Here is a 12959-nt window from a genome sequence, read left to right on the forward strand (position 1 = left end):
GCGTTCGGCTGATCCGCGACGTCGCCGATTCCGACAACGCGTGTAGGCATTCGGCCTACACGCCTGTTCAGGTCGGGTCGAGCAGGCCGTGCTGCACGCAGTAGCGCGCCATCTCCGCAGTGCTGCCCAAGCCCGTCTTCTCGCGAATGCGCGTGCGGTACGTGCCGACGGTTTTCACCGACAGATGCATCGTCTCGGCGATCTCACTCGGCGCCTTTCCGTTCGCGATCATCACCATCACGCGATGTTCCTGCGCCGACAGCAGCTCATGCGGCAACGCAGTGACCTTCTCGCCGGTCAGCATGCCGGCAAGGCGGTCCGTGAAACCGGAGCTGAGATATCGACCACCGCTGCGCACGCGTGCAATCGCGGCCAGTAGCTCGGTCGTCGCGTGTTCTTTGGTCAGGTAGCCCGATGCGCCGGCCTGCAACGCACGCGCCGCGTAAGCCGCTTCGTCGTGCATGCTGAGGATGAGGATGGGCGTCGCGGGCATGAGTCGCCGTAACCGCACGAGTCCTTCCAAGCCGGAGCTGTCCGGCAGTGAAAGATCCAGCAGCACCACCGACCAGTCCGGCGATGCAGCGAGTTCCACCGCCGCGGCAAGCGACGTGGCTTCGGCAATCCCAGCGTCGGGCCATTCCTGACGGATCAGGTGCATGACGCCGAAGCGCATCACCGGATGATCCTCGACGATCAACACACGCAGGCTCAAGCCAGCGCCTCGCTCGGGATCAGTACGCGCAGGCGCAGACCGCCGTGCGCGCCGCGCTCCATGTGCAAGCGGCCGCCGGCGAGCGCCGCGCGTTCGGACATGCTCGCGATGCCTGCGGAGCCGCGACGAGGCGCGACGCGCCCGTGGCCGTCGTCCTCGACGAAGAACTCGTAGCCGTCGTCCGCACGTTCACCGCCAATCCAGACGCGCGATGCACCGGAATGCCGCGCAACGTTCGTCAGCGCTTCCTGCACGATTCGGAACAGCTGGATGCGGTGCGCCGCCGGCACGACATCGCCATCGGCGACCGCGACGTCGCATGCGATGCCCGATTCCTGCTCGAAACGCTCGCCGCGCAGTTCGAGTGCGGCGGCGAGGCCGAGATCATCGAGCAGCGGCGGCCGCAACTCGCTCGAAATACGGCGGGCGATCGCGACACCCTCATCGAGCGTGGACATGACGAGACGCAGGTCCGACTCGCTCATCGAGTAGCGCTTCGCCTGGTGCGAGCAGGTGAGCTTCAGCGCGGTGAACACCTGCCCGAGCTGGTCGTGCACTTCGCGTGCGAGCCGCCGCCGTTCGGCCTCGATGCTCTGGTCCAGCCGCGTCGCGAATGATTCGAGCTGTGCGCGCGCCTGTTCGAGTTCGCGGGTGCGCTCGGCGACACGTGTCTCGAGATGATGGTTGGCGCTGTAAAGCTCGAACTCCGCGTCGAGCCGTCGTTGGCGTTCGCGCACGAGCAGCGCCAGGCCGGCGAGGATCGCGAGCGTTCCGAAGACGCCCAAGCCGATTTCGATCCACGCGGCGCGGGACATCACCTGCGCCAACTGCCGTTCGCGCTGCACGCTCTCCGCGCGAAGCAGGACTTCGATCTCGCTGCTCGCGCGACGGATGCGATCCATCGCGACCTTGCCCCGATCGGCGATGTGCAGGTTGGCGGACTGGCGGCCGCTGCGGCGCCAGTCGATGCCTTGCTGTACGAGTGCGAGCTTGTCGCGGATCAGCGGGCGCAGGCGTTGCACGCGCGCCCCAACGGCCGGCATCGATGAGGTCTGTTTCGCGAGATCGTCGACGAGCGCCGCCTGGCGCTGCAGGCCGGTATTCAGCGGCTCGAGAAACGACGGATCGCCGGTCAGCGAAAAACCGCGCTGGCCAGTCTCGACGTCGACGAGTGATGCGAGCAGCTGGGAATTCACCAGCATGCTGTCCTGCGCCTGCGCGCGGATAGCGGTCGATGCACGCACGGACTGCAGCGTGCGCGTGCTGATCACAGCAAGCGCACCGAACAAAACCAGGCCGGTGACCATCAACGATAGAGAACGACGGGTAACGGTCGGCATGCAGGACGCGGTAGCAAAGCGCCCGACACGATACGACAGCTACCCGTCAATTCTCTTTCACATGCGAGCGACGCGCATATCGCTCGCTGAAGCAATTCAGCTCAGCTGTTCGAGCATGTGCTCGGCGGTGGAGACACGGAACTCGCCCGGCGCTTCGACGAACAACTGTTCGATCACGCCGTCGACGACGACCATCGCGAAACGCTTGGAGCGGATGCCCATGCCGTACGACGAGGCATCCAGATCGAGTCCAAGTGCGCGCGAGAACTCCGCATTGCCGTCGGCCACCATGCGCATGCCGTCGGGCACGCCGGCGCTGCGCATCCAGGCCTGCATCACGAACGGGTCGTTCACCGCCATGCACGCCACGTCATAACCGCGGCGACGGAACTCGTCGAAGTGTTCGACGAAGCCGGGCAGGTGGCGTTCCGAGCACGTCGGCGTGAATGCGCCGGGCACCGCGAACACGACGGACTTGCCGGTGCCGAACAGCGAATGCGTGTCGGTCTTTTCGATGCCGCTGTTCGTGATCTGCTGGACCACGACTTCGGGAATGCGGTCGCCGGGCTGTGCCATGGGGGTGCTCCTGTCGAATGTCTGAACGCAGTGTACGGCCGGCCGGTGCGGGCTGTGCGAGGGCTTGAAACGCATTGCGCCGCCACTAGTTATCGCGGCAGAGCGGCAGCGCCGCGATTCAACGATGAGGACATCGGCCATGAGCCTGAATCAGTATCCGCAGCAGCGTCCGGGCCCGCAGCTCCAGGACGAGTTCAAGCAGTTCTTCGAGCGCTTTTTCAACCTCCACGAAGCCGGCAACGACGAGTCGTCGGTGGTGACCAGCCAGTGGGCGCCGCGCGTGGACATCGTCGAAGAGCCGAACCGCTTCGTGATCTTCGCCGACCTGCCGGGCGTCGATCCGCAGGACGTCGAAGTGCTGATGGACAAGGGCATCCTGTCCATCCGCGGCGAGCGCAAGAGCGAGATCAACGCGCAGACCGGCCGCTATTCGCGGGTCGAGCGTCGCTACGGGAATTTCCATCGCCGCTTCGCGCTGCCCGACAGCGCCGACGCCGAGGGCATCACCGCGAACGGCCGCAACGGCGTGCTGGAGATCAGCATTCCGAAGCGTCCGGAGACGACGCCGCGCCGCATCCAGGTCGGCGCCGGGGCGCAGGGCGAGGCGACGCGCCAGTAAGCGCGTGAGTGATCGCGCCGCGCGACGCCGCAACACGGCGTCGTCCCGGAGCGCCCACTACACTGACGGCCCGCCGGCGTCGCCCGCGGGCCGTTTCTGTTTCGACGATCAGCGGAGCGCTGGATGCAGTTCAAGGACTACTACGAGATCCTCGGTGTCGAGCCCACTGCGGGCGACGCCGAGATCAAGACCGCGTATCGCCGGCTGGCGCGCAAGTACCACCCCGACGTGAGCAAGGAAAAGGACGCCGAGGACCACTTCAAGTCGGTGAACGAGGCCTACGAGGCGTTGCGCGACCCCGCCAAGCGCAAGGCCTACGACCAGCTGCGATCGCGCGGGTATCGGCCCGGCGATGACGTGCAGCCGGGCCCGCAGGGCTATGGCGACTTCGGCGGGGGCGGCGTCGACTTCGACGAGATCTTCGCCGGCGGCGGCGCGGGCGGCGGTTTCAGCGACTTCTTCGAAGGGCTGTTCGGACAGGCACGACGTGGCGGCGTGGGCGGACGTCCCGGCCCGGGCATGGGCCGCGGCCCGGCACCGCGCAGCGATACGCGCGCGAAGCTGGCCGTCGCGCTGGAGTCCGTCTACGAGGGCCGATCGGTGCGCATCAGCGTCAACGGCCGCACGCTCGACGTGCGCGTGCCCAAGGGCGTGCGCGAGGGGCAGGTGATCCGGCTTGCGGGGCAAGGCTCGTCCGGCGGCGACCTGCTGCTCGAAGTCGAGTACGCCGCGCATCCGCAGTTCGAGGTCGACGGGCGCAACGTGATCCATGTCGTGCAGGTCGCGCCGTGGGATGCGGCGCTCGGTTCGACCGTGAGCGTGCCGACGCTGGGTGGCAACGTCGAGCTGCGCATTCCGCCGAACTCCGACGCGGGACGCAAGCTGCGGCTACGCGGTCGCGGATTGCCGGGTGATCCGCCCGGGGATCAGATCGTCGAGCTCGAAGTGACCGCACCTCGCCCGCAATCTGTCGGGCAGATCCAGGCGTACGAAGCGCTACGTGATGCGTTCGATGGCGTGCGTGCCTGAGGTAAGCGACCCGTCATCGCGCACAAAAAAGGCCGCGCACTGCGCGGCCTTTTCTTTCGACGCAGAACCCGATCAGCCGGGCATCAGCTGACCGATCACTTCCGCCAGATCGTTATCGTTGAACGGCTTGGTGATGTACGCCTTCGCGCCCTGACGCAGGCCCCACATGCGGTCGGTGTCCTGATCCTTCGTCGTCACCAGCACCACCGGGATGTGCTTGGTGGTCGGCTCGCGCGAGATCGCGCGCGTGGCCTGGAAGCCGTTGAGGTTCGGCATCACCACGTCCATCAGGATGAGGTCCGGCAGCTCGCGCTTGGCGGCTTCGACGCCGGCCGCGCCGTCTTCGGCGGTGAGGGCTTCATGCCCGAGCTTCTCCACGAGGCGGCGGATGCCCATCAGCTGGGAGGGCGAGTCGTCGACGATCAGGATGCGGGCCATGGTGTGCTCTCGGGAATTGACGCGATTCTAACGGGCCGGCGTATCAGGTCGGCAAGCTCACAGGCGAACCAGTGTTCTGCCGAACGATCCGCCGGCCAGCATGCCGTCGAAAACGCCGGCCAAGCCGTCGAGATCGACCTCGCGGGTGAGGATCCGATCGAGGTGCGCCGGTTTCCAGTCCGTCGCCAGGTGCGCCCAGACGCGCTCGCGGATCGATCGCGCCGCGCCGGCCGACGCCACGCCCAATAGAGACACGCCGCGGATGATGAAGGGCATCACGGTGGTCGGCAGGTCGGGCGAGGCGGCGAGGCCGGCGGTCGCGACGTTGCCGTAGGGCGCGGTCTGCGCGAGCAGGCTGGCGAGCATCGTGCCGCCGACGTTGTCCAAGCCGCCGCCGAAGCGCGCGCTTTCCATGGGGCGCTTGGTCGCCAGCGCTTCGCGCGGCAGCACGTCGGTGGCGCCGAGTTCGCGCAGGTAGTCCGCGTGTTCGGGCTTGCCGCTGACCGCATGCACCTCGAAACCGGCGCGGGTGAAGATGTCGACGGCAAGCGACCCGACGCCGCCGGTCGCACCGGTCACGGCAAGCGGGCCGTGCTCCGGCGTCTGTCCGTTCTCGAGCATCCGATACAGGCCGAGCGCGGCAGTGAATCCCGCGGTGCCGAGGATCATCGCCTCGCGCAGGTCGAGGCCCGCGGGCACCGGGATCGTCCATTCCGCTTCGATGCGCGCGTATTCGCCGTAGCCGCCGTCCCGCGTCTCGGAAAGTCCGCTACCGGTAACCAGCACCGCATCGCCTTCGCGATAACGCGCATCACGGCTTTCGACCACATGACCAGCGACGTCGATTCCGCCCACCAGCGGCGCGCGGCGCAGGATCTTGCCTTTGCCGGTGCCCGCGAGCGCGTCCTTGTAGTTCACCGACGAATACGCGGTGCGAATGACGACTTCGCCGGGCGCGAGGTCATCGACCGAAATCGTTTCGACGCCGGCGCGATAACCGCGTTCGTCGTCGTGGATGCGGAAGGCGCGGAAGCTGCTCGGGCTCATCGTCGGTCTCGTCTCGTGCTCAGCGGATTTCGCGGCGACGCTTTTCGTCCATCCACTTGTCGGCCTGCGCCGGCTTGTACGCGCGCATCCAGTCGAGCATCGCGTTCATGTCGTCGCCATGCCACAGGTCGGTGCGCTGCTCGGGATGCAGGAAGCGTTCTGCGACCATGCGATCGAGCATCGACATCAGCGGCGCGTAGAAGCCGTCGATGTCGAGGAACGCGCAGGGACGATCGCCCAGACCGAGCTGTCGCCACGTCAGCATCTCGAACATTTCGTCGAGCGTGCCGAAGCCGCCGGGCAGCGCGACGAACGCATCCGACAGGTCGAACATGCGCGCCTTGCGCGTATGCATGTCGGCGACGACTTCGAGCTTGGTCAGGCCGCGATGCGCGACCTCCCAATTCACCAGCTGCTCGGGAATCACGCCGATCACTTCGCCGCCAGCTTCCAGCGCCGCATCGGCGACGACACCCATCAGCCCGACGTTGCCACCGCCGTACACGACGGCGATGCCGTCCTGCGCAAGACGACGACCGAGCGCAGCCGCGCGTTCGGCATAGATCGGACGGTTGCCGGCATTGGAGCCGCAGTACACGCATACGGAACGCAGTTGACGCATCAGTCGTTGTTCTCCATCAGCACGATGCCGGACATCCGGCGCATCGCGTCGCGCTTCTCGCGCGGTTGAAACACGGAAAGCATTTTCCACAGCGGTGCGAATGGCACCGTGCGGTTGAGTCGAAGCGATTCGTCCCACGACGAGCGGAACTCGCGCTCCTGCCAGCCCATCGGCGCGAAGAACGCGGTGCCTTCGGCCGGGCCGAAACGGAACGGGGCATTGCCCGCAGCGAGCTTCTTGTCGAGGTGACGCGTGTAGCGCTGCAGCAGCAACGGCGACGCGAGATCGGTCAGCCACCAGCGCGCATGCGCGACGTCGTGCAGGTCGCGGGCGAGGGCGGCGACATCGTCGGGTTCGAGATAGACGAGCAGGCCTTCGGTGATGACGAGCACCGGACCGGTCGCTGCAGCGTCGGCGAACAGCGCGCGTCGGATCTCGGCGTCGCGCAGGTCCGCGGTATGGAACTCGACCTGGCAGCGCGGCGTTTCGCCCGCCATCGCGTCGCGGAAGTAGGCGAGCATGTCGGGAAGGTCGACGTGCATCCAGCGCAGGTCGGCCGGCAGGTCGAGTCGGTACGGGCGTGCGTCGAGTCCGGCCGCGAGGTTCAGCACCGTGCGCGCGCCTTCGCGGACGCAGCGCATCACGATCTCGTCCATCACCGCGGTACGTACGATCATCGGCCACGCCATCATGCGGCCGCGCGGCATGTCGCGAACGATCGCTTCGCCGCGTTCGCCACCCAGCTGACGCGCATACGGATCGCGGAAGATCGCGTCGCTGCGCTCGCTTTCCATCGCGCGGTAGATCGCGACCCAGCGTGCGGTGTCGGAGACGTTGCGGACGGGCGTTGTATCGGTCATGTCGGACTCCCGAAACGACGAAGCCGCCATCATCGCAGGATGACGGCGGCCCGGTGTCGCGCGATCGAAAGGTCAGTTGGCCTTGTGGATTGCGCGCTTGTGGACGGCCATGGCGGCGTCGTGCACGGCTTCCGACAGCGACGGATGCGCGTGGCAGATGCGGGCGAGGTCGTCGGCGGAGCCCTTGAACTCCATCGTCAGCACGCCTTCGTGCACCAGCTCCGACACGTTGGCGCCGACGAGGTGCATGCCGAGCACCGTGTCGGTTTCCGCATGCGCAAGCACCTTCACGAAACCCGCCGGCTCGGCCATCGCCACCGCGCGACCGACGGCCGCGAACGGGAAACTGCCGGCCTTGTACGGAATGCCTTCCGCCTTCAGCTGCTCTTCGGTCTTGCCGACCCAGGCGATCTCCGGCTCGGTATAGATCACCCACGGAATCGTGTCGAAGTTGACGTGGCCCGGCAGGCCGGCGATGAGTTCGGCGACCGCGATGCCTTCCTCGAAACCCTTGTGTGCGAGCATCGGGCCGCGCACGCAGTCGCCCACCGCCCACACGCCGTCGACGCCGGTGTGGCAGTGCTCGTCGACGGCGATCTGGCCGCGCTCGTTGACCTGCACGCCGGTACCGTCGGCCAGCAGACCCTTGGTCGCCGCACGGCGGCCGACTGCAACGAGCAGCTTGTCGACCACGATTTCCTGCGCCGCGCCCTTGTCGTCCGTGTACGCGACATGCACACCGTCGGCCTTGACCTCGGTGTTCGACACCTTGCAGCCGAGGCGGATGTCGAGGCCCTGCTTCTTGAACTCGCGCGCGGCGACCTTGCTGGCTTCGCCATCGGCCGCCGACAGGAACGTCGGCATGCCTTCGAGGATGGTGACCTGCGCGCCGAGGCGGTTCCACACGCTGCCGAGCTCGAGGCCGATCACGCCGGCGCCGATCACGCCGAAACGCTTCGGCACTTCAGTGAAATCAAGCGCGCCCACGTTGTCGACGATGTGCTCGCCGAACTTCGCGAATGGCAGTTCGATCGAATCCGAACCGGCGGCGATGATGACGTTCGTACCCTTCAGCTCGACGGTGCTGCCGTCATGCTGCTTCACCACGACGACATTGCCCGGCTGCAGCTGGCCGAAGCCGTAGAACGCGGTGATCTTGTTCGCCTTGAACAGCGCCGCGATGCCGCCGGTGAACTGTTTGACGATCTTGTCCTTGCGACCAACCATCGTGCCGACGTCGATCTTCTCGTTCGAGAACGAAATGCCGTGCTGGTCGAAGATGTGGTGCATGTTCCAGAACTGGCGCGACGAATCGAGCAGCGCCTTGGACGGAATGCAGCCCACGCGCAGGCACGTGCCGCCGAGCGCCGGCTGGCCGTCCTTGCCGAGCGCCGCGTCGATGCACGCAGTCTTGAGGCCGAGCTGCGCGGCGCGGATGGCGGCGTGGTAGCCCGCGGGGCCGGCGCCGATGACCACGACGTCGAATTGCTGTTGTTCGCTCATCTCAAATGATCCTTGTTCGCTGGACGCAAAAGCCCCGCACTCGGCGGGGCCCGGCGGGCATTACATGCCCAGCAGCATGCGGTGCGGGTTCTCGAGCTGGTTCTTGATGTCGACCAGGAACAGCACCGCGTCCTTACCGTCGATGATGCGGTGGTCGTAGCTCAGCGCGATGTACATCATCGGCGCGGCGATGACCTGGCCGTTCTCGACGACCGCGCGCTCCTTGATGGCGTGCATGCCGAGGATGGCGGACTGCGGCGGGTTGACGATCGGCGTCGACATGAGCGAACCGAACGTGCCGCCGTTGGTGATGGTGAACGTGCCGCCCTGCAGGTCGTCGAGACCGAGCTTGCCGTCGCGCGCCTTCTTGGCGTAGTCGGCGATGCCCTTCTCGATGTCGGCGAACGACATGCGCTCGACATTGCGCAGTACCGGTGTCACCAGGCCCTTGTCGGTCGACACCGCGATCGAGATATCGGCATAGCCGTGATAGATCACGTCGTTGCCGTCGACCGATGCGTTGACGATCGGATGACGCTGCAGCGCATTCGCAGCGGCCTTGGCGAAGAAGCTCATGAAACCGAGCTTGATGCCGTTCGCCTTGACGAAGTCGTCCTGCAACTCCGTGCGCATCGCCATGACCTTGGCCAGGTTGACCTCGTTGAACGAGGTCAGCATCGCGATGGAATTCTTCGACTGCATCAGGCGCTCGGCGATGCGCGCGCGCATGCGCGTCATCGGCACGCGCTCTTCCGGACGCGCGCCACCCGCGGCGCCGACGCCAGCGGACTTCGCGTAGTTGACGATGTCTTCCTTGGTCACCGCGCCGCGGCGACCGGTGCCCGACACGTCGGAAGCATTCACGCCCGACGTCTCGGCGGCGAAGCGCGCGCCCGGCGGCAACTGCGCATTCGCGCCCGGAGCCGGCTGCTGCGGTGCGGACTTCGGCATCACCGGCTGCGCTTCGTTCGTCGTCGCAGCGTCGTTCTTCGCGTCGATGACCTTGTCGGCCTTCGACTCGGCGGCTGCCGGAGCTGCAGGTGCGGCTGCAGCGGCGCCGGCTTCGACGATCGCGATGACCTGCTCGCTGTTGACCGTCGCGCCGGTCTCGAACTTGATTTCCTTGAGCACGCCGTCGACGGGCGAGGGCACTTCCAGCACGACCTTGTCGGTTTCGAGGTCGACGAGGTTCTCGTCGCGCTTGACCGCGTCGCCGGGCTTCTTGTGCCAGGTGGCGATGGTGGCGTCCGAGACCGACTCGGGCAGCACGGGAACCTTGATTTCGGTGCTCATGGAAAAGCGTCCTTGAGAAATAGGAGAGTGCGGCGAAGCGTCGGGCGCGGCGTCGAAGGATTACTCCTCCGACACCTCGCCGTTGAGCGGATTGACCAGCGCGTCGGCGATCAGCTGCTGCTGTTCGCGCACGTGGTCGGCGAAATGGCCGGCGGCCGGCGACGGCGAGCGCGAACGGCCCGCGTAATGGATCGCCTGCTTGGCGCCGAGGCATGCAACGAGGTGATGACGGATCTGGTACCACGCGCCCTGGTTCATGGGCTCTTCCTGGCACCACACCACGTCCTTCGCCGAATACTGCGCGAGGGCAGCCTTGAGCTCGTTGCGCGGGAACGGATAGAGCTGCTCGATGCGGATCAGCGCAACGTCGTCGGCGCCGCGCTTCTGCATGTCTTCCAGCAGGTCGTAGTAGACCTTGCCGCCGCAGAGCACGACCCGCTTCGCCTTCTTCGGCGTGGTGACCGCATCGGGGATCAGCTTCTGGAAGCCGCCCGATGCGAGATCGTCCATCGTCGACACCGCGAGCTTGTGGCGCAGCAGCGACTTCGGCGTCATCACCACCAGCGGCTTGCGCGTGGTCATGAGCATCTGCCGGCGGATCATGTGGTACGCCTGCGCCGGCGTGGTCGGCGTGCATACGATCATGTTGTCGAGCGCGCACAGCTGCAGGTAACGCTCGAGGCGCGCGGAGCTGTGCTCCGGGCCCTGGCCTTCGTAGCCGTGCGGCAGGAACAGCGCGAGTCCGCAGAGGCGGCCCCACTTGGCTTCGCCCGACGACAGGAACTGGTCGATGACCACCTGCGCGCCGTTCGCGAAGTCGCCGAACTGGCCTTCCCAGATATCCAGCGTCATCGGGTCGGCGGTGGAGTAGCCGTACTCGAACGCCATCACCGCTTCCTCGCTGAGCAACGAGTCGATGATCGCGACGTCGTTCGGATTGCTCACCAGCTCGCGCAGCGGCAGGTAGTACTCGTCGGTCTTCTGGTCGTGCAGGATCGCGTGGCGATGGAAGAACGTGCCGCGGCCGCAGTCCTGGCCGACGAGGCGCAGCTTGTAGCCCTGGTCGACGATCGTCGCGTACGCGAGGTTCTCGGCGAAGCCCCAGTCTCCCGGCAGCTCGCCGGCCGTCATCTTGCGGCGGTCGTCGTAGATCTTCGCCACGCGCGGATGCAGCGTGATGCGCTCGGGCACGTTGTTGATCGACGTCGCGAGCTTGAGCAGCTCGGCGCGATCGAACGTGGTGTCGACCGGCTCGGTCACCTTGCCGGCGATGAACTTGGTCCAGTCCGGGATGAACTCGTCCGGCGTCACGTCGACGACGTCGGCGGTGACTTCGCCCGCGTCCATCTTCGCGCGGTAGCCGTCGACCATCGCCTGCGCATCGGCGTCGGTGATCACGCCTTCGCCGACGAGGCGCTTGGCGTACATCTCGCGCGGCGTCGCGTGCTTGCGGATCACCTGGTACATCAGCGGCTGCGTGGCCGCCGGCTCGTCGGCCTCGTTGTGGCCGTGGCGGCGATAGCAGACGAGGTCGATGACCACGTCCTTGCCGAAGGTGTTGCGGAAGTCGAGCGCGAGTTCGCCGCAGAACAGCACGGCGTCCGGGTCGTCACCGTTCACGTGCAGCACCGGCGCTCCAACCATCTTCGAGACGTCGGTGCAGTACAGCGTCGAACGCGCGTCCTGACGCTCGCTGGTGGTGAATCCCACCTGGTTGTTGATGACGATGTGCACCGTGCCGCCGACCGCGAAACCGCGCGCCTGCGACATCTGGAACAGCTCCATCACCACGCCTTGGCCCGCGAACGCGGCGTCGCCGTGCATCAGCACCGGCAGCACCTGCTTGCGACCTTCGTCGCCGCGGCGCGTCTGGCGCGAACGTGCGCTCCCCGCGACTACCGGGTCGACGATTTCCAGATGCGACGGGTTGAACGCGAGCGCGAGGTGCACCGGGCCGCCGGGCGTGCCGATGTCGGCCGAAAAACCCATGTGGTACTTGACGTCGCCCTGGTGGGCGAGGTCGCTGTGCACGTGCTCGAACTTGCCTTCGAACTCGTTGAACAGGTCGCGCGGCGGCTTGCCGAGCGTATTGACCAGTACGTTGAGGCGGCCCCGGTGGGCCATGCCCATCACGACTTCCTTCGCGCCCTGCGAACCCGCGCGACGCACCATGTCGTCCAGCAGCGGGATCAGCGAGTCGCCGCCTTCCAGCGAGAAACGCTTCTGGCCGACGTACTTGGTGCCGAGGTAACGCTCCAGGCCGTCCGCCGCGGTGAGGCGCTCGAGCACGCGCTTGCGCTCGTCCGCGCTGCGCGCGTAGCGGCCGCCGGCCTTTTCCATGCGCTCGTAGATCCAGCGGCGCTGGTCCGACTCGGCGATGTGCATGAACTCGGCGCCGACCGTGCCGGTGTAGGTGCGCTTGAGCAGGTCGACGAGGTCGCCCAGCTTCATGCGGTCCTTGCCGCCCACGCCGCCGGTGCTGAATTCGGCCGACAGGTCCTTGTCGGACAGGCCGTGGAAGGCCAGTTCGAGGTCCGGCGCCGGCGGCATCTTCTCGAGGCCGAGCGGATCGAGTTCCGCCGCGAGATGGCCCCGCGAGCGGTAGGCGATGATCAGCTTGCCGACCGCGCGCTGGCGCTCATCGGCCTCGCTGCCGCCACCGGCGACCACGCCGCGTGCAGCCTGTCGACCGGCTTCGGCGATCGACTCGAGGACGGCCGAATGCGGCACCTCGGTGGTCGAGCCGCTCTTCACACCGTCGAAGTAGGCCTTCCATTTCGGGTCGACGCTGTCCGGTGCGACCAGGTACTGCTCGTACAGATCCTCGACGTAGGCGGCGTTCGCGCCGAGTTGGGAGGTCTGGGCAAACTGCTTCAGAAGGCTATCCACGATGGCGGTGGCGTCTGGCTCGGCGGAGAAG

At 66.7% G+C, this 12959-nt stretch carries 12 protein-coding genes; 2 read left to right on the forward strand and 10 right to left on the reverse strand.

Annotated features, from left to right (window positions below; translation table 11 throughout):
• Positions 1-67: 67 nt before the first annotated feature.
• The 3 genes from ACVWZN_RS04170 to ACVWZN_RS04180 all read right to left on the reverse strand — a co-directional run bounded on the left by ACVWZN_RS04170 (position 68) and on the right by ACVWZN_RS04180 (position 2628).
• On the reverse strand, positions 68-712 hold the full coding sequence (locus tag ACVWZN_RS04170) for a response regulator (protein ID WP_456952733.1): 645 nt from the start codon (positions 710-712) through the stop codon (positions 68-70).
• Entirely contained in the window at positions 709-2052 is a 1344-nt protein-coding gene (locus ACVWZN_RS04175; RefSeq protein ID WP_456952734.1) for a CHASE3 domain-containing protein, read from the reverse strand. The genes ACVWZN_RS04170 and ACVWZN_RS04175 overlap by 4 nt, the downstream gene beginning before the upstream one ends.
• 96 nt (positions 2053-2148) lie before the next feature.
• Positions 2149-2628 carry a redoxin family protein gene (locus ACVWZN_RS04180; RefSeq protein ID WP_456952735.1) on the reverse strand — a complete coding sequence of 160 codons (480 nt, stop codon included), beginning with the start codon at positions 2626-2628 and terminating at the stop codon, positions 2149-2151.
• 139 nt (positions 2629-2767) lie between these two features.
• On the opposite strand from ACVWZN_RS04180, the gene ACVWZN_RS04185 reads away from it, so the two are divergent.
• Both ACVWZN_RS04185 and ACVWZN_RS04190 read left to right on the forward strand, forming a co-directional pair.
• The gene (locus ACVWZN_RS04185; protein WP_456952736.1) at positions 2768-3247 is read left to right on the forward strand and encodes an Hsp20/alpha crystallin family protein; all 480 of its coding nucleotides are present in this window, start codon (positions 2768-2770) and stop codon (positions 3245-3247) included.
• Between the two features lie 123 nt (positions 3248-3370).
• Positions 3371-4276: a DnaJ C-terminal domain-containing protein gene (locus tag ACVWZN_RS04190; protein ID WP_456952737.1), complete on the forward strand. Its 906-nt coding sequence runs from the start codon at positions 3371-3373 to the stop codon at positions 4274-4276.
• A 72-nt stretch (positions 4277-4348) separates the two neighbouring features.
• On the opposite strand, the gene ACVWZN_RS04195 is transcribed toward ACVWZN_RS04190, so the two are convergent.
• The 7 genes from ACVWZN_RS04195 to ACVWZN_RS04225 form a co-directional block, all read right to left on the reverse strand.
• Positions 4349-4714: a response regulator gene (locus ACVWZN_RS04195; protein WP_027083018.1), complete on the reverse strand. Its 366-nt coding sequence runs from the start codon at positions 4712-4714 to the stop codon at positions 4349-4351.
• A 57-nt stretch (positions 4715-4771) separates the two neighbouring features.
• A complete protein-coding gene (locus ACVWZN_RS04200; protein WP_456952738.1) occupies positions 4772-5761 on the reverse strand; it encodes a YhdH/YhfP family quinone oxidoreductase in 990 nt (329 codons plus the stop codon).
• 19 nt (positions 5762-5780) lie between these two features.
• Entirely contained in the window at positions 5781-6374 is a 594-nt protein-coding gene (locus tag ACVWZN_RS04205) for a TIGR00730 family Rossman fold protein (protein WP_027083020.1), read from the reverse strand.
• An 8-nt stretch (positions 6375-6382) separates the two neighbouring features.
• Positions 6383-7243 (reverse strand): class I SAM-dependent methyltransferase, encoded by an 861-nt coding sequence (locus ACVWZN_RS04210; protein ID WP_456952739.1) that lies wholly within the window; start codon positions 7241-7243, stop codon positions 6383-6385.
• A 72-nt stretch (positions 7244-7315) separates the two neighbouring features.
• A complete protein-coding gene (gene lpdA, locus ACVWZN_RS04215; protein ID WP_456952740.1) occupies positions 7316-8746 on the reverse strand; it encodes a dihydrolipoyl dehydrogenase in 1431 nt (476 codons plus the stop codon).
• Between the two features lie 60 nt (positions 8747-8806).
• Positions 8807-10039 carry a dihydrolipoyllysine-residue succinyltransferase gene (gene sucB, locus ACVWZN_RS04220; RefSeq protein WP_456952741.1) on the reverse strand — a complete coding sequence of 411 codons (1233 nt, stop codon included), beginning with the start codon at positions 10037-10039 and terminating at the stop codon, positions 8807-8809.
• 60 nt (positions 10040-10099) lie between these two features.
• The gene (locus tag ACVWZN_RS04225; protein ID WP_456952742.1) at positions 10100-12928 is read right to left on the reverse strand and encodes a 2-oxoglutarate dehydrogenase E1 component; all 2829 of its coding nucleotides are present in this window, start codon (positions 12926-12928) and stop codon (positions 10100-10102) included.
• Between the last annotated feature and the right edge of the window lie 31 nt (positions 12929-12959).

It is taken from the genome of Lysobacter sp. HA35 (assembly GCF_054061195.1).